A 15,918-nucleotide genomic window follows, 5' to 3' on the forward strand; every position below is an offset into this window, starting at 1 on the left:
AGCCTTACGCCTGTAGCAGACGTTGAAAATCCTGAAAATACGCTGGATACGTCTTGGCCACGCAATCCGGATCCAGAATCGTCACCGGCACAGGACCGAAGGCCGCCAGCGAAAAACACATCGCCATCCGGTGATCGTCGTAGGTGCCGATCTGCGCCGAGCGCCATTGATCCGCCGCCAGCGGGTAGACCGTCAGGCTATCGGCATCGGATTCGACGCGCGCGCCCAAGCGAGCCAGTTCAGCATGCATGGCGTCGATCCGGTCGGTTTCCTTGACCCGCCAGCTGGCGATATTACGCAGGTGGCATGGCCCATCGGCATACAGGGCCAGCACCGCCGCCGTCATGGCGGCATCGGGAATCAGATTGAAATCGCGGTCGAAGGCCCGCAACCGCCCGCCTTGCGCCACGACAGGCCCCTGGACGACGAGGGCGTCCGCTTCGCGATGCACCGTTGCACCCATGTCCTGAACGACATCGGCAAAGGCCAGGTCGCCCTGAATGCTGTCCGCGCCCACCCCCTGCAGGCGGATCGGGCCGCCTGCAATGGCGCCCAACCCCAGAAAATAGGAGGCGGACGAGGCATCGCCTTCGACCGCATAGCGGCCGGGGCTGCGGTATCGCGCCTGCGCCGGAATGGTGAACCGTTCCCAGCCGTCGCGTTGCACCGCCACGCCGAAACGGGCCATCAGATTCAAGGTAATCAGGATATAGGGCTTGGAAATCAGCGGCCCATCCAGTTCGATGATGACCGGCTGGCCGGTACGGCCTGCCGCAATCGGCGCCGCCATCAGCAAAGCGGTCAGAAACTGGCTGGAGACCGAGCCGCGCACCCGCACAGGCTGGTCGACGCGCAAGCGGCCCTGCGAGATCTTCAGCGGCGGATAGTTCTCCTGGGCTTCGTACGCCAGTGCGCAGCCCAGCCCCCGCAGCGCATCCACCAGATCGCCGATGGGCCGTTCATGCATGCGTGGCACGCCGGACAGGCGATAGTCGCCCCCCATGACGGCCAAGGCGGCAGTCAGCGGCCGGAACGCCGTACCGGCATTGCCCAGGAACAGATCCGCCTGACGCTGTGGCCATGTCGAAGCCCCAACGACACGCGCCCCGCCCTGTCCATCGGTCTGCACATCAACCCCCAGCGCTTCCAGGGCTGACAGCATCACCCGCGTGTCGTCGGAATCCAGCAGACCGGTCAGCGTCGTCGCGCCTTCGGCCAGCGCCGCCAGCAGCAGCGCCCGATTGGAAATACTTTTGGACCCCGGCAGGGTCACCGTCCCTGCCGCCCGGACGGACGGTTGCAGAGACAGGAAGGGAGTGCGATCAGTCATGGCGTCGGATTGCGCCCGCCCCAGAACCGACGGGCCAGGGCCGATTGTTCGAGCAGGGTTTCAAGGGTTTCAGGATGGGCATCGTCCTGCAAGGCCGCCCGCCAGAGGTCCAGCATCTGGACGAACGCATCAAGTTCTTGCAGGACGGCGGAACGATTGGAAAAAAAGATGTCGCGCCAGACCTCGGGAGACCCGGCGGCGATCCGGGTGAAATCCCGGAATCCGGTGCCGGCCAGACCCAGCCGGGTATCCGCATCATCCGCGCGGATCACCTGGGCCATGAAGGCCGCTGCCAGCAGATGCGGCAGATGGCTGACGCAACCCAGCGCCCGGTCGTGCGCCGCCGGATCCATCAGCTGAACCCGGGCGCCGGTGGCTTCCCAGATGCGGATCAGGCGGTGCTGAACCGCGCCAGGGGTATCCTCGAATGGCGTCAAGACGACTTTGCGGCCGTGATACAGCAAGGGATCGGCGGCTTCGGGGCCGGTCATCTCGGACCCGGCGATCGGATGCCCTGGAATGAACTGCAGGCAGCGATCACCCAGCACATCCCGGGCCAAGCCGGCCACATCGGATTTGGTGCTGCCGGCATCCGTCACCAGGGTCTGCGCCCGCAAGTGCGGCGCCAGCGCCTGCAGGATGCCGGACATCGCGCCGACCGGCGTCGCCAGAAAAATCAGATCAGCCTGGGCGGCCGCCTGTGGCAGCGTGACGATCTCGTCGATCAGGCCGAGTTCGCGGGCCCGTTGCAAAGACGCAGCTTGGCGCCCTACGCCCAGCACACGCCCCACCTGCCCCACCCGGCGCAAAGCCGCCGCAAACGAGCCGCCGATCAGACCGGCGCCGACCACCGCCAGCACTGGCACCAGAGGGTCGGGAACGCTGCTCATGGCTGCAGAATATCGCTCAGCGCTTGAATGAAACGGGTGTTTTCCTGAGACAGGCCGATGCTGACGCGCAGATGCTGCGGCAAGCCATCGCCCGCCACCGGGCGCACGATGATGCCCCGGCGCAGCAATTCGCCATGCACCCGGACGGCATCGCCGACCCGGACCAGGACAAAATTGGTATGGCTGGGCACGTAATCCAGCCCCAACGCCGTAAATGCATCCTGCAATTGCACGCGCCCGTCGCGGTTCAGGGCATACGTCCCGGCCAGGAAATCCGTGTCCGCCAACGCCACCCGGGCGGCTACCTGAGCCAGCGTGTTGACGTTGAAAGGCTGGCGCACGCGGTTCAATAGATCCGTCAAACCCGGCTGCGCCAAGGCATAGCCCACCCGCAATCCTGCCAGACCATAGGCCTTGGAAAAGGTGCGCGTCACGATCAGATTGGAGTATTCCTGCACCCAGCGGGCGCTATCGACCCGTTCGTCAGGATCCAGATAGTCGTCATAGGCCTCGTCCAGCAACACCGTGACCCGATCACCATGGCGCGCGCGAACCGCGTCCAGAAACGCCTGGACCTGGGACGGCGGGACGTGCGTGCCGGTAGGATTATTGGGGTTGGCGATGAACACCAGCCGGGTATCGTCGGCGATCGCGTCCAGCATGGCCGGCAGGTCATGCCCGTAATCACGGGCAGGCACCCGCACGTGCCGAGCGCCGCGCGCCTGCGTGCTCAGGCGATACACCGTAAAGGCATGCTCGGCATAGACGGCGGATGTCCCTTCATCCAGCAAGGCCAAAGAGGCCAGTTCCAGGAGATCATTGGAACCATTGCCCAGCGTGATCCAGGCCGTCGGCACTGCATGATGCGCTGCCAGATCAGTCTTCAGGTCGAAGCCGTTGGGATCGGGATAGCGGCCCTGCAGGCTGCCGGCCGCCTGGCTGAGCGCTTCGCGCACTCGATCCGAGCACCCGCGCGGGTTTTCATTGGAGGCCAGCTTGATGATACCGGCCGGGTCCAGATCGAATTCGCGGGCCAGTTCTTCGATGGGCTTGCCGGGCTGATACGGCGCAATCGCCCGGACGTGTTCCGGAGCCAGGGGCTGAGTCATGACGGAATTACCTCACTGCCGGGGATAGGAACCCAGAATTTTGAAGAAAGCCACCTGCTGACGAAGTTCGGCCAGCGCCTGCCGCACCGGCTCATCCTGATGATGGCCCAGCAGGTCGACATAAAAATAGTATTCCCACTGGCCGGTGCGAGCGGGACGGGACTCGAAACGCGTCATGGACACATCGTGGCGCGACAAGGGCGCCAGCATGTCATAGACCGCACCGGCCCGGTTGGGCACCGCCAGGATCAGGCTGGTCTTGTCGCGGCCAGTCGGCCCTGCGTCCTGCGCCCCGACCGCCAGAAAGCGGGTCTGGTTCTGGGGATCATCCTGGATGCCGCTGGTGACGGAGCTCAGACCCCAGACAGCTGCGGCGGCATCCCCGGCGATAGCCGCACAGGAGGGGTCTTCGGCGGCCATACGGGCCGCCTGCGCATTGCTGGCCACCGGCAGACGTTCCAGGCCGGGATGGTTGCGGCTGAGCCAGGCCTGGCATTGAGCCAGCGCCTGCGGGTGACCCAGCACCCGGCGCACGCCTTCCAGACCGCCGGTCAGCGTCAGCAGATTGTGATGGATCCGGATCGTGCGTTCGCCCAGCACCTTCAGCGAGGAGTTCAGCAACAGATCCAGGCTGCGATTGACCGCGCCCTCGGTGGAATTTTCGACCGGCACCATGCCGACATCGGCCTGTCCTGCCTCGACGGCGCGAAAGACTTCGTCAAAGGATTCGCAGCGCAGCCCGGTGATGGCCCGGCCGAAATGCTCGTAGGCCGCTTGTTCGGAAAACGAACCCTGCGGCCCCAGGAAGGCGACCGTCAGGACGCTTTCCAGCCCACGGCAAGCGGAAATCACCTGCCCCCAGATGGCGGCCACTGCGGTTTCCGGAATGGGACCGCCATTGATGGTCTGCAAACGACGGATGATCAAGGCCTCGCGCTCGGGCTTGAGTACCGGCCCATTGGCGTCGAAGCGCTTTTTGACGTCGCCCACCTGCAAGGCTGCCTGGGCGCGCTGATTCAGCAGAATCAGAATCTGCTCGTCCAGCGCATCGATGCGCGCCCGCAGAGGTTCCAGACTGGCCTGCAGATCCGGTTCAGCCATGGCGCGCCTCGAAATCCTGCATGAAGCCGATCAAGGCCTGTACGCCTTCGAGGGGCATGGCGTTGTACAGGGATGCCCGCATGCCGCCGACTGCCTTGTGGCCCTTGAGCGCCAGCAGGCCCGCTGCATCCGATTCCGCCAGAAAAGCGGCATTCAGTGTTTCGTCACGCAGGAAGAAAGGCACGTTCATGCGCGAGCGCACAGCCGGATGGATACGGCTTTCGTAAAAAGACGAGCCATCCAGGTAATCATAGAGTGCACAGGATTTACGCGTGCTGGCGGCATCCATCGCGGCCACGCCGCCGTTTTTCAACAGCCATTTGAAGACCAGTCCGGCCATATAGATGGCGAAGGTCGGCGGCGTGTTGAACATGGACTGGGCGCCGGCCACCGGTGCGTAATCGAACACCGACGGGCAATGCGCCAGCGCATGACCGATCAGGTCTTTGCGCACAAAGACCAGGGTAACCCCTGCAGGCCCGGCGTTTTTCTGCGCCCCTGCATAGACCACGCCCAGGCGGGAAAAATCAATCGCCCGCGACAGGATGTTGGACGACATATCGGCAACCAGCGGCACATCCGGCGCGCCCAAAGCGGCCATGTCCGGCATCACGGCCTGCTCGACGCCGCCGATGGTCTCGTTGGCGCACAGATGCAGATAGGCGGCATCAGCTCGTACCTGCCACTGGTCCTGCGTCGGCAGCCAACACCAGGGGGCATAGGCATGGCCGTCGAGTTCAGTGGAGGATTCTGCCGTCGCCGCCACGGCGATGTCGCCATAGCGCTGGGCCTCGTTGAAGGATTTCCGCGCCCAATGACCGCTGAGGACGTAATCGGCGCGTCCGCGCCCGTCTCTGCCGATCAGGTTCAGCGGAATCAGGGCATTCTGCGCCGAAGCGCCGCCCTGCATGAACAGCACCTCGAAATCATCCGGCACGCTCAGCAAGGCGCGCAGATCGGCCTCGGCCTCGTCGCGAATGCGGCTGTAGTGCTTGCCCCGGTGACTCATTTCCATGACCGAGGTGCCGCTGCCCTGCCAATCGCACAGGTCCGCAGCGGCCTGCTGCAGCACTTCCAAAGGCAAGGTCGAGGGGCCTGCGGCAAAATTCCAGGGGCGGCTCATGAAGGGTCCTTAGGGGAAGCAATGTCCTCGGGCGCAGACTCGCCGGCCGGCGCATCGCCTGCCGGACCGTCGCCGCCGTCCACATCATCGGCATCGTTTTCGTCGTCATCCACATCGCTTTCAGCGACACGGCGCACACCGATGAGCCGGCTGTCTTCGTCCACATTGATCAGCGTGACCCCCTGTGTGGCCCGGCCCATTTCGCGGATTTCCGCCACCCGGGTACGGACCAGCACGCCGCTGGTAGTGATCAGCATGATCTCGTCTTCGGGCTGTACCAGCACTGCGCTGACGACCTTGCCGTTACGCGCCGAGGTCTGGATGGCGATCATGCCCTTGGTGCCGCGTCCGTGACGGGTGTACTCGACGATGGAGGTGCGCTTGCCGTAGCCGTTTTCGGTAGCGGTCAGCACGCTCTGGGATTCGTCTTCGGCCACCAGCAAGGCAATGACGGATTGGCCTTCTTCCAGGAACATGCCCCGCACGCCACGCGCCGTGCGGCCCATCGGGCGCACATCGTTTTCATCGAAGCGCACGGCCTTGCCGGCATCGGAGAACAGCATGACATCATGCTTGCCATCAGTCAGATCGGCGCCGATCAGATAATCGCCCTCGTCCAGGCCAACGGCAATGATGCCGGCCTTGCGGGGATTGGAGAAATCCGACAGCGGCGTTTTCTTGACCGTGCCGCGCGAGGTCGCCATGAATACGTAATGGTCTTCGCTGAAAGCCTTGACCGTCAGCACAGCGGTGATGTTTTCACCATCGACCAGCGGGAACATATTGACGATGGGGCGGCCGCGCGAATTGCGCGATCCTTGCGGGACTTCCCAGACCTTCAGCCAGTAGACCCGGCCGCGATCCGAGAAGCACAGCAGGAAGTCGTGCGTATTGGCGATGAAGAGCTGATCGACCCAGTCGTCTTCCTTCATGGTGGTGGCCTGCTTGCCGCGCCCGCCGCGTTTCTGCGCCCGGTATTCGGACAAAGGCTGGCTCTTGATATAGCCGCTGCGCGACAGCGTCACCACCATATCCATGGGAGTGATCAGATCTTCGGTTTCCAGTTCGGTGGCATTGAACTCGATCTCGGAGCGCCGGAGATCGCTGCCAGGCGCGGAAAATTCCAGACGGATGGCCGACAGCTCGTCGCTGATGATGGTCGTGACACGATCCGGTCGCGCCAGGATGTCCAGCAGGTCGGCGATGGTATCCATGATCTCGCGATATTCGCCGACGATCTTGTCTTGTTCCAGCCCGGTCAGGCGCTGCAGGCGCATGTTCAGGATTTCCTGGGCCTGGACCTCGGACAGGCGATACTGCCCATCGGCCTGCAAACCGAATTGCGGCTCCAGCCCGTCCGGGCGATACGCCGCCCGCCCGCCGGACGCCACATTGGTATCGGCACGCGACAACATGTCCCGGACCAAAGAGGAATCCCAGCTGCGTTCCATCAGGGCCTGACGCGCCACCGGCGGCGTGGGGGCGGCCTTGATGATGGTGATGAAATCATCGATATTGGCCAGCGCCACCGCCAGACCTTCCAGCACGTGGCCGCGCTCGCGCGCCTTGCGTAATTGGAAAATCGTGCGGCGGGTGACGACTTCCCGGCGGTGCCGCAGGAAGTACTGCACCATCTGTTTCAGGTTCAGCAAGCGAGGCTGGCCATCGACCAGCGCCACCATGTTCATGCCGAAGGTTTCCTGCAGCTGGGTGTTCTTGTATAGATTGTTCAGGACGACTTCGGGGACCTCGCCGCGCTTGAGCTCGATCACCAGGCGCATGCCGTCCTTGTCCGATTCGTCGCGGATGTCGGAAATGCCGTCGATCTTCTTTTCATTGACCAGTTCGGCGATGCGTTCCTGCAGGGATTTTTTGTTGACCTGATAAGGAATCGCATCGATGACGATGGCCTGGCGATTGCCGTGCGGCAGGTCTTCGAAGTGAGCCTTGGCCCGCATGATCACCCGGCCGCGACCGGTGCGGTAGCCCTCGCGCACGCCGGCCATGCCATAGATGATGCCGCCCGTGGGGAAGTCAGGCGCCGGAATGCGTTCGATCAGCTCGTCAATCGTGCAGTCGGGGTTGCGCAGGCAGTACAAACAGCCTTCGACGACTTCGGACAGATTGTGCGGCGGGATATTCGTGGCCATGCCCACGGCGATCCCGGCGCTGCCGTTGACCAGCAGGTTGGGCAGGCGCGAAGGCAGCAGCAGAGGTTCCTGTTCGCTGCCATCGTAGTTGGGGCCGAAATCGACCGTATCCTGGTCGATATCGGCCAACAGTTCATGGGCGATTTTCGCCAGGCGGATTTCGGTGTAACGCATGGCGGCGGCGTTGTCGCCATCCACGGACCCGAAGTTGCCCTGCCCGTCCACCAACATATAGCGCAGGGAAAAGTCCTGCGCCATGCGCACGATGGTGTCATAGACGGCAGAATCCCCGTGCGGGTGATATTTACCGATGACATCCCCGACGATACGGGCCGATTTCTTATAGGCCCGGTTCCAGTCGTTGTTCAGCTCATGCATGGCGAACAGGACGCGCCGGTGCACGGGCTTGAGCCCGTCGCGTACGTCTGGCAGAGCACGTCCTACGATCACGCTCATGGCGTAATCCAGATAGCTGCGCCGCATTTCATCTTCAAGCGAAATGGGCAAAGTCTCTTTAGCGAAGGATTCCATGTATATGTCCGAAACCGATAGGCGTCAAACCGCCAGGGGGGCAATCGGTGATTCTATCATCCGCATCGACAGACCATCCGCGTCCGGACAATGGACCCGGCAAGCCGCCCGATCCCGGCGCGATTCGGCCCCGCGTTGCAAAAATCCCACAACCAGGGGGCTGGTCCCGGATAAATTGCCCTCAGAGTGCTGGGCAAGGCGCTCAATACTTAACCCGAGCGGGGAAAATGCCTTAAGATTTCGGCTAACACGCACCAAGCCCAGCGCAATTGATAGTTTTCCAACTAGACATTGCTATACTGGAAACGTTCTTTCGAGATGCGGCGGGGGTTCGCTGCGGTCACTTTCAAGCATCATGCTCAAACGAGGAGAAACATGAATAAACCCTCCAAAATCGCTATTGGACTCGCCATTGCTGCCATGGCCGCCATGGGTACCGCGTCGGCTTCCGACAACTGGACCAACGTTGATGGCCACGTCTGGAAGAATGCCAGCGGTGAACAGTGCTGGCGCGATGCGTTCTGGACGCCGGCTACCGCTGCTGAAACCTGCGGCAAGCCCGTTGCAGAAGCGCCTGTCGTCGCCCCGACCGCCAGCAAGGTGGTCCTGAACGCCGATACGTTCTTCGACTTCGACAAGTCCACCATCAAACCCGAAGGCAAGCAAGTTCTGGATCAGGTCGCCCAACAAGCCGGCACCATCAATCTGGAAACCATCATTGCCGTCGGCCACACCGACTCCATCGGTTCCGAAGCCTACAACCAGAAACTGTCCGAGCGCCGTGCCAATTCGGTCAAGCAGTACCTGGTCAGCAAGGGCGTTGCCGCTGATCGCATCTACGCCGAAGGCAAGGGCGAACTGCAACCGGTCGCGTCCAACAAGACTCGCGACGGTCGCGCCCAGAACCGCCGCGTGGAAATCGAAATCGTCGGTACCCGCAAGTAATTCTGCAGGCCGTACGAGTCGCTGCGCCTAGGCGCAGCGACAACTCAAGGCTCCGCGCGCGCGGAGCCTTGTTCATTTCTGGAATCCGATATTCATGCAAACCGCCAACGCCGATCCCGCCGAACTCGACAAATTCAGTGCCCTGGCTTCCAGCTGGTGGGACCCCCAGGGGGACCTGAAGACACTGCACGACATCAACCCTCTGCGGCTGGACTGGATTCGCAGCCAGGCGGGCGAATTGGCCGGACAGCGGGTGCTGGACATCGGCTGCGGCGGCGGTCTGCTGACCGAAGCCATGGCTGCCGAGGGCGCGCAGGTCACCGGCATCGATCTGGCCAAGGCATCCTTGCAGGTTGCACGCCTGCACGGCCATGAATCCGGCGTGCAGGTCCACTATGAATGCGTCAGCGCCGAAGACTACGCAGACCAGCAAGCCGGGCGGTTCGACCTGGTGACCTGCATGGAGCTGCTGGAACACGTGCCGGACCCTGCCGCCATTGTGCGCGCGGCGGCCCAGCTGGTGCGCCCCGGCGGGCTGGTCTGCTTTTCGACGCTGAACCGCAATCCGAAATCCTTCATGCTGGCGATCGTGGCGGCGGAATACCTGCTGCGCATGGTGCCCAAAGGCACTCACAGCTACCAGCAATTCATCACTCCCAGCGAGCTGGCCGGCGCTGCCCGCGCAGCAGGCCTTGAGGTCACGGCACTGAGCGGTCTGGAATATCTGCCGCTGACCCGGCAGTACCGCCTGACGGCAGATACCGGGGTGAACTATTTCATGGCGGCCCGCCGCCCGGAATGAACGCTATGCAGCCTTACCTTGTTCTCTTCGATTTTGACGGCACGCTGGCCGACACGGCGCCCGACCTGGCCGCCGCTGCCAATCGTCAGCGCGGCTATCGGGGACTGGATCCCCTGCCCTATGAAGCCCTGCGTCCATATGCCTCGCACGGGGCGCGCGGCCTGCTGAAGGCCGCACTGGACCTGGACCCCGGCACCGAGGAATACGAACGCAGCCGTCGGCAGTTCCTGCAGGATTATGCGCAGGCCATGCTGGTGGATACCCGCCTGTTTCCCGGTATCGAGACGCTGCTGGACCAACTGGCCAAGGCTTCGATGGGCTGGGGCATCGTCACCAACAAGGTCGAATCCCTGGCGCTGCCCATCGTGCGCCACCTGGGCCTGGAGCCTCGCTGCCGCGTCACGGTCGGCGGCGACACGACACCGCATACCAAACCGCACCCTGAACCCCTGCTGCATGCCGCCCGGCAAGCAGGCTTCACCCCGGACCAATGCCTGTATGTGGGCGATGATGAACGCGACATCCTGGCCGGCAAAGCAGCCGGCATGGCGACCGTGGCGGCTGGCTATGGTTATTGTTCTTTAGACGACCCGGACCGCTGGCAAGCGGACGCCATCGCCCGCCAGCCGGCAGATCTGTGGCCGATCATCCAGCGCTGGGCGCGGTGCGAGCCGATCCGGCAGCCGTAAACAACACGTCGGTCGACGAATTCAGGGCGGTTTCTGCTGAATCCTGCAAAACGCCGATAATGAAGCCCACGCCAACGACCTGCATTGCCAGGTCGTTGGAAATTCCGAACAGGCTGCACGCGACCGGAATCAACAGCAAAGACCCGCCCGCCACGCCGGACGCACCGCAGGCGCACACAGCCGCTACGATGCTGAGCAACAGCGCGGTAAACAGATCCACCGAAATCCCCAGCGTATTGGCAGCGGCCAGCGTCAACACCGTGATGGTGATGGCGGCGCCGGCCATATTGATGGTGGCGCCCAGCGGAATCGATACCGAATAGGTGTCCTCTTCCAGACCCAGTTTCTCACACAGCGCCATATTGACCGGAATATTGGCCGCCGAGCTGCGGGTGAAAAATGCCGTCACGCCGGATTCTCGCAGGCAGGTGAAGACCAGAGGGTAGGGATTGGTGCGGATCCGCCAGAAAACGATCAGGGGATTGACCACCAGGGCCACGAAGACCATGCACCCCAGCAACACAAGCAGCAGACGCGCATAGTCCAGCAAAGCGCCAAAGCCGGTATCGGCGATGGTCGCCGCCACCAGCCCGAAAATCCCGATGGGCGCCAGGCGGATGACGATGCGCACGATAAAGGACAGCCCCAAAGACAAGTCGGACATGACATGCTTGGTGGACTCACGGGCGCGGCGCAACGCGATCCCCAGGCCGACGGCCCAGGCCAAAATGCCGATGTAATTGGCTTCCAGCAAGGCATGCACCGGATTATCGACCACGCTGAACAGCAGGTTGCGCAACACCTCGACCACGCCGCTGGGCGGGCTCAGGGTGGCATCCCCCACCTGCAGCTGGATCGTCAGGGGGAACAGAAAGCTGGCTGCCACCGCCACCACGGCAGCGGCGAACGTCCCGACCAGATACAGCACCAGAATCGGCCCCAGCGGAACCTGGGCGCCTTTGCGATGGTTGGCAATCGATGCCGCTACCAGCACGAATACCAGCAAGGGCGCAATCGACTTCAAGGCGGTGACAAACAAGCTGCCCAGCAGGCTGACGGATTGAGCGGCTGCGGGCGAGACATACGCCAGCAGCACGCCGGCCGCCAGGCCGATGAGGATCTGCGTCACCAGACTGCCGCTGCTGACGAACTGCAGCAGGGGATTGGGCTTGAGGGCGGTAGACGCCATAAGGAAACTCCATGATGAACTCCTGGCCACGGACCAGGAAGATCACCATGTACCTACCTCATACCGCCCTGCCCGGAGAAACCCGGCAAAGCGCCGCGCCAGCTTGAAATGGCCGCCATTCTAGCACTAGGGATACAGGGCCCGCGCCGCACAGGCGGCAAGCCGATACAATAAAACCACCACCGCCTCGGGCGGCCCTCAACTGAAAGGAACTTCATGGCTTCATCCCCCATCCGCATCGGCATCGCCGGCTACGGCAATCTGGGCCGTGGTGCGCAGGCGGCAATCGCCCGCCACACCGATATGCAGCTGGTCGGCGTCTTCACACGCCGCGATCCCGCATCCCTGGTGCTGGATGATCCGACGGTGCCGGTCTGGTCCCTGGATGATGCCGCCGCCCGGCGCGACGATATCGATGTGCTGATCCTGTGCGGGGGTTCCAAGGACGATCTGCCGGTGCAGGGGCCGGCGCTGGCCCAATGGTTCACGACCGTGGACAGCTACGACACCCACGCCCGCATTCCCCAGTATTTCGAGGCGGTTGACACCGTAGCGCGCGCGCATGGCAATCTGTCGATTCTGGCCGTCGGCTGGGATCCTGGCCTGTTTTCCATCAACCGCCTGATGGGCGAGGCCATCCTGCCCGACGGCGCCACCTACACGTTCTGGGGCAAGGGCCTGAGCCAAGGCCATTCTGACGCCATCCGCCGCGTGCCGGGCGTTGCTGGCGGGGTGCAGTACACCATCCCGGTACCGGATGCGGTCGAGCGCGTGCGATCCGGCGCACAGCCGCAGCTGAGCACGCGGGAAAAGCACACCCGCGAATGCTATGTCGTGCTGCAGTCCGGCGCGGATGCCCGCCAGGTGGAACAGACCATCGTGACCATGCCGGACTATTTCGCCGACTACGACACCCACGTGCATTTCATCGATGCCGATACGCTGCAACGCGACCATGCCGGCATGCCGCATGGGGGATTCGTCATCCGCAGCGGCCAATCGGGCGCCAATGATCATCAGGTCGTCGAATATTCCCTGAAACTGGCCAGCAACCCCGGCTTCACCTCCAGCGTCCTGGTCGCCTACGCACGCGCGGCCTGGCGCATGAAATCCGCCGGGGAAACCGGCGCCCGCACGGTCTTTGACGTGCCTCCCGGCCTGCTGTCGCCCAAATCGGCGGCGGATCTGCGCCGCGAACTGCTCTAAGCGATCCTGATCATGCATCCTGCCGAATCCGACCACTCCGCCATGCCCCATGCCGCCCAGGCGATGCTGGATTTCTGGCGGGATGCAGGCCCCGAAAAATGGTTTGCGAAAAACGCGGCATTCGACGCGGCTTTTCGCAGCCGCTTTTACGACGCCCATTACGCCGCAGCCCGCCAGGAACTGGAAAGCTGGCTGCAACAGCCTGAATCCGCACTGGCCCTGATCCTGCTGCTGGATCAATATCCGCGCAATGCTTTCCGGGGCACCGGCCATATGTTCGCTACCGACGGCCTGGCGCTGTCCTACGCGCGCCGCAGCCTGGACTTCCTGGGCCTGATCGAACCCGCCCTGCGCAATTTCATCTGCCTGCCCTTCATGCACGCCGAGGACCTTGCCGTCCAGCAGGAAGCCTTGACCATCTATCAGCAGCATGCCCCCGACTCCCTGTACTGGGCGCAGGAGCATCACGACATCATCGCCCGTTTCGGGCGCTTTCCCCATCGCAATGCCGCACTGGGCCGCACCACAAGCGCCGCAGAGCAAGCCTTCCTGGATTCAGGGGGATTCTCGGGATAGGCTCGTAAAGGCCGCCAGACGCCGCTTATGCGCGCCGGCCCGCTTGCCATTGCGCATACCACCCGTAGCCGCTGAGCAGCACGACGCCAGCCACCACCAGCAGGGACCCCAGCAAGAAGCCCGGCCCGATGGGCTCGTCCAGCAGCCAGGCGCCCAATATCACGCCGAACAACGGCGTCAGAAACGAAAATACGCCCAGGCGCGACGCCAGGTATTTCGTCAGCAACCAGAACCAGGTCAGATAACTGAGAAACGCCACGAAAATGACCTGAAAAGCCAGTCCGGCCCAAACCAGCGGCGTGGAATGGAAGGTCGTCTGCCCCATCAGCACGGCCGCCAGCAGCAGCAGCGTCGAGCCCCCGAACAGTTGATACATCAAGGTCTGGCTGGCGGGCAACGACGCCAGCGGCGTCACCCGGACCACGACTGTCGTCGCTCCCCACGCCGCACCGCCCAGCAAAGCCAGCAGGTCGCCCCACAGCATGGCGCTGGCCTGCGCCGGCGCATCGCTTTCGCGTAGCAGAAATGCGATCCCCACCCCGCCGAAAGCCAGGATGACGCCTGCCCACTGGACTGCAGCCAGGCGCTCTTCGGCCAGTTTCCAGTGCAACCCCATGGCGGCGAAAATCGGCGCCGTATACAGCAGCACGACCACATGGCCTGCGGTGGTGAAGCGCAGGCTTTCCCCGATCAGGACGAATTCCAGCGCATACAGAGCGCCCGCGCACAGACCGGGTTTCCAGAGGGCCAGCGCACCACCGATCCGTTCGCGCCGCCAGATCATCACCAAACCGACCAGCACCCCCCCTAGGGCCGTGCGCACGCCAATCTGGAAGACGGGCGCAAAATCATCCGCCGTGGCTTTGAGCGCAATCTGCTGCATCGCCCAGATCAGGCACAACAGCAGCATGAGCCCGGAGGCCCGACCATCCATGGGTTGGCGGTGTTCCACGCAAGAACCTCTTGATCAAAGCCTGTATTGTAGGCGTCCGGCACGATCAGCCGGCTCTGCCGGCTGCTTTGAGCGGCGTTCCCCGCCCCTGCCCGCGACAGGGATTCGCTGGCTCCGGCAAGACGTCGGGTCTATGATGAACAAAGCATCAATCACCGCACCAGGAGCCGCCCATGGATTCGCCCATGTATCCCCACGCCACCGCCGATCTGGCTAAACGCCGCGCCGAGCTGGCCCCCGAACCGCTGGCTGCCTTCAAGGCGTTCAGCAAGGCGGTCTTTGCGCCGGGGGCCCTGGATGCCAAGACCAAACAATTGATCGCCGTCGCGGTGGCCCACGTAACCCAATGTCCATACTGCATCAAGGGCCACACAGAAGGCGCATCACGCGCCGGGGCCACGGATGCCGAAATCATGGAAGCCATCTGGGTGGCTGCCGAAATGCGTGCCGGCGGCGCCTACGCGCATTCCAATCTGGCGCTGCAAACCCTGGACGGCCTGCACGGCAAGGATCACGCCTGATCGCCAGGCCGTGAAACGTTTCCCTGGCCAGCAGCATCCAATGCAGTCCGGGCTTATTGGGGGGAGTAAAGTGGATACTCAAATTCCGCAGGATTTGACGAAAGAAAGCGATCTGTCGCTGATCGCCTGGTGCCGAGCCGGCAAGCTGCAGGCTTTCGACCTGCTGATGCGCCGGCACAACCAGCAGCTGTACCGGGCGGCCCGCAGCATCCTGCATGACGAAGCCGAAGCCGAAGACGCCGTCCAGGATGCCTGGTGGAAAGCCTACCAGCACCTGCAAGACTTTCGCGCCGACGCCCAGCCCGCCACCTGGCTGACCCGCATCGCCGTCAACGAGGCCTTGATGCGCCGCCGGCGAAACAAAACCCGCGAAGCCCACATCCAATCGGCATACCAGGTTTCTACTGACCCAGACAATATGCTTGCGCCCGGCTCCGACCTCCCCGCTTCCGACATCACACGCCCCGACCAATCCGCGTGGCGGGCGGAATTGCGTCACCAGATCGAGCGGCACATCGACGCGCTGCCCGATATCTACCGCACGGTCTTCATGTTACGCGGGGTCGAGGAAATGCCCGCCGCCGAGGTCGCTCAGATCCTGGGCATGCCGGAAGCCACTGTCCGGGTACGTTTCATGCGGGCCCGACGCTTGCTGCAAGACGCCTTGAAGCAGGATTTCGATCCCCACATCGGCCAAGCGTTCTCGTTTGCCGGAGAGCGCTGCAACCGCATCGTGGCGGGCGTGCATGCCAGAATGCGGGCGGCCGGCATCCGGCAGGATTGACCGATAAACGGCTGGCGAGC

15 protein-coding genes are annotated in these 15,918 nt (G+C 63.3%); 7 read left to right on the top strand and 8 right to left on the bottom strand.

Annotated elements, in window-relative coordinates; all coding sequences use genetic code 11:
- Nucleotides 1-4: 4 nt before the first annotated feature.
- From aroA to gyrA, 6 genes are read right to left on the bottom strand one after another with little or no spacing between them, the layout of a single operon-like run.
- On the bottom strand, nt 5-1,330 hold the full coding sequence (gene aroA, locus VDP79_RS02105) for a 3-phosphoshikimate 1-carboxyvinyltransferase (RefSeq protein WP_323016588.1): 1,326 nt from the start codon (nt 1,328-1,330) through the stop codon (nt 5-7).
- Complete coding sequence (locus VDP79_RS02110; RefSeq protein ID WP_323016589.1) at nt 1,327-2,220, bottom strand: prephenate dehydrogenase; 894 nt, start codon at nt 2,218-2,220, stop codon at nt 1,327-1,329. Before VDP79_RS02110 ends, aroA begins: the two co-directional genes overlap by 4 nt.
- Nucleotides 2,217-3,329, bottom strand: a complete 1,113-nt coding sequence (gene hisC / locus VDP79_RS02115) for a histidinol-phosphate transaminase (RefSeq protein WP_323016590.1) — start codon at nt 3,327-3,329, stop codon at nt 2,217-2,219. Before hisC ends, VDP79_RS02110 begins: the two co-directional genes overlap by 4 nt.
- A 12-nt stretch (nt 3,330-3,341) precedes the next feature.
- Nucleotides 3,342-4,430, bottom strand: coding sequence for a prephenate dehydratase (gene pheA, locus VDP79_RS02120; protein WP_323016591.1), 1,089 nt, complete (start codon nt 4,428-4,430; stop codon nt 3,342-3,344).
- Nucleotides 4,423-5,553, bottom strand: coding sequence for a 3-phosphoserine/phosphohydroxythreonine transaminase (serC, locus tag VDP79_RS02125; protein WP_323016592.1), 1,131 nt, complete (start codon nt 5,551-5,553; stop codon nt 4,423-4,425). Before serC ends, pheA begins: the two co-directional genes overlap by 8 nt.
- Nucleotides 5,550-8,234 carry a DNA gyrase subunit A gene (gene gyrA / locus VDP79_RS02130; protein WP_323016593.1) on the bottom strand — a complete coding sequence of 895 codons (2,685 nt, stop codon included), beginning with the start codon at nt 8,232-8,234 and terminating at the stop codon, nt 5,550-5,552. Before gyrA ends, serC begins: the two co-directional genes overlap by 4 nt.
- Nucleotides 8,235-8,609: 375 nt before the next feature.
- Between gyrA and ompA the strand changes: the two genes are divergently transcribed.
- The 3 genes from ompA to VDP79_RS02145 all read left to right on the top strand — a co-directional run bounded on the left by ompA (nt 8,610) and on the right by VDP79_RS02145 (nt 10,670).
- Nucleotides 8,610-9,179, top strand: a complete 570-nt coding sequence (gene ompA, locus VDP79_RS02135; RefSeq protein WP_323016594.1) for an outer membrane protein OmpA — start codon at nt 8,610-8,612, stop codon at nt 9,177-9,179.
- Between the two features lie 94 nt (nt 9,180-9,273).
- Nucleotides 9,274-9,981 (top strand): bifunctional 2-polyprenyl-6-hydroxyphenol methylase/3-demethylubiquinol 3-O-methyltransferase UbiG, encoded by a 708-nt coding sequence (gene ubiG / locus VDP79_RS02140; RefSeq protein ID WP_323016595.1) that lies wholly within the window; start codon nt 9,274-9,276, stop codon nt 9,979-9,981.
- A gap of 5 nt (nt 9,982-9,986) precedes the next feature.
- Nucleotides 9,987-10,670, top strand: coding sequence for an HAD-IA family hydrolase (locus VDP79_RS02145; RefSeq protein WP_323016596.1), 684 nt, complete (start codon nt 9,987-9,989; stop codon nt 10,668-10,670).
- On the opposite strand, the gene sstT is transcribed toward VDP79_RS02145, so the two are convergent.
- Nucleotides 10,627-11,859 carry a serine/threonine transporter SstT gene (gene sstT / locus VDP79_RS02150; RefSeq protein ID WP_323016597.1) on the bottom strand — a complete coding sequence of 411 codons (1,233 nt, stop codon included), beginning with the start codon at nt 11,857-11,859 and terminating at the stop codon, nt 10,627-10,629. The genes VDP79_RS02145 and sstT overlap by 44 nt on opposite strands.
- 216 nt (nt 11,860-12,075) lie before the next feature.
- Here sstT and VDP79_RS02155 point away from each other — a divergent pair, with 216 nt between their 5' ends.
- A complete protein-coding gene (locus VDP79_RS02155; RefSeq protein WP_323016598.1) occupies nt 12,076-13,065 on the top strand; it encodes a diaminopimelate dehydrogenase in 990 nt (329 codons plus the stop codon).
- A gap of 12 nt (nt 13,066-13,077) precedes the next feature.
- Nucleotides 13,078-13,641 carry a DUF924 family protein gene (locus VDP79_RS02160; protein ID WP_323016599.1) on the top strand — a complete coding sequence of 188 codons (564 nt, stop codon included), beginning with the start codon at nt 13,078-13,080 and terminating at the stop codon, nt 13,639-13,641.
- Between the two features lie 25 nt (nt 13,642-13,666).
- On the opposite strand, the gene VDP79_RS02165 is transcribed toward VDP79_RS02160, so the two are convergent.
- Nucleotides 13,667-14,593 carry a DMT family transporter gene (locus tag VDP79_RS02165; RefSeq protein WP_323016600.1) on the bottom strand — a complete coding sequence of 309 codons (927 nt, stop codon included), beginning with the start codon at nt 14,591-14,593 and terminating at the stop codon, nt 13,667-13,669.
- A 173-nt stretch (nt 14,594-14,766) separates the two neighbouring features.
- Between VDP79_RS02165 and VDP79_RS02170 the strand changes: the two genes are divergently transcribed.
- Together VDP79_RS02170 and VDP79_RS02175 are read left to right on the top strand one after the other, a co-directional pair.
- A complete protein-coding gene (locus tag VDP79_RS02170) occupies nt 14,767-15,114 on the top strand; it encodes a carboxymuconolactone decarboxylase family protein (protein WP_323016601.1) in 348 nt (115 codons plus the stop codon).
- 70 nt (nt 15,115-15,184) lie between these two features.
- The gene (locus tag VDP79_RS02175) at nt 15,185-15,898 is read left to right on the top strand and encodes an RNA polymerase sigma factor (protein ID WP_323016602.1); all 714 of its coding nucleotides are present in this window, start codon (nt 15,185-15,187) and stop codon (nt 15,896-15,898) included.
- The last annotated feature ends 20 nt before the right edge of the window (nt 15,899-15,918 follow it).

The sequence above is a fragment of the Castellaniella sp. genome (genome assembly GCF_034675905.1).
Taxonomy (GTDB): Bacteria; Pseudomonadota; Gammaproteobacteria; order Burkholderiales; family Burkholderiaceae_B; genus Castellaniella.

Bases quoted from the DNA above. Each gene is read 5' to 3' on its own strand.
- aroA (WP_323016588.1), bottom strand. From the start codon at position 1,330: ATGACTGATCGCACTCCCTTCCTGTCTCTGCAACCGTCCGTCCGGGCG.
- VDP79_RS02110 (WP_323016589.1), bottom strand. From the start codon at position 2,220: ATGAGCAGCGTTCCCGACCCTCTGGTGCCAGTGCTGGCGGTGGTCGGC.
- hisC (WP_323016590.1), bottom strand. From the start codon at position 3,329: ATGACTCAGCCCCTGGCTCCGGAACACGTCCGGGCGATTGCGCCGTAT.
- pheA (WP_323016591.1), bottom strand. From the start codon at position 4,430: ATGGCTGAACCGGATCTGCAGGCCAGTCTGGAACCTCTGCGGGCGCGC.
- serC (WP_323016592.1), bottom strand. From the start codon at position 5,553: ATGAGCCGCCCCTGGAATTTTGCCGCAGGCCCCTCGACCTTGCCTTTG.
- gyrA (WP_323016593.1), bottom strand. From the start codon at position 8,234: ATGGAATCCTTCGCTAAAGAGACTTTGCCCATTTCGCTTGAAGATGAA.
- ompA (WP_323016594.1), top strand. From the start codon at position 8,610: ATGAATAAACCCTCCAAAATCGCTATTGGACTCGCCATTGCTGCCATG.
- ubiG (WP_323016595.1), top strand. From the start codon at position 9,274: ATGCAAACCGCCAACGCCGATCCCGCCGAACTCGACAAATTCAGTGCC.
- VDP79_RS02145 (WP_323016596.1), top strand. From the start codon at position 9,987: ATGCAGCCTTACCTTGTTCTCTTCGATTTTGACGGCACGCTGGCCGAC.
- sstT (WP_323016597.1), bottom strand. From the start codon at position 11,859: ATGGCGTCTACCGCCCTCAAGCCCAATCCCCTGCTGCAGTTCGTCAGC.
- VDP79_RS02155 (WP_323016598.1), top strand. From the start codon at position 12,076: ATGGCTTCATCCCCCATCCGCATCGGCATCGCCGGCTACGGCAATCTG.
- VDP79_RS02160 (WP_323016599.1), top strand. From the start codon at position 13,078: ATGCATCCTGCCGAATCCGACCACTCCGCCATGCCCCATGCCGCCCAG.
- VDP79_RS02170 (WP_323016601.1), top strand. From the start codon at position 14,767: ATGGATTCGCCCATGTATCCCCACGCCACCGCCGATCTGGCTAAACGC.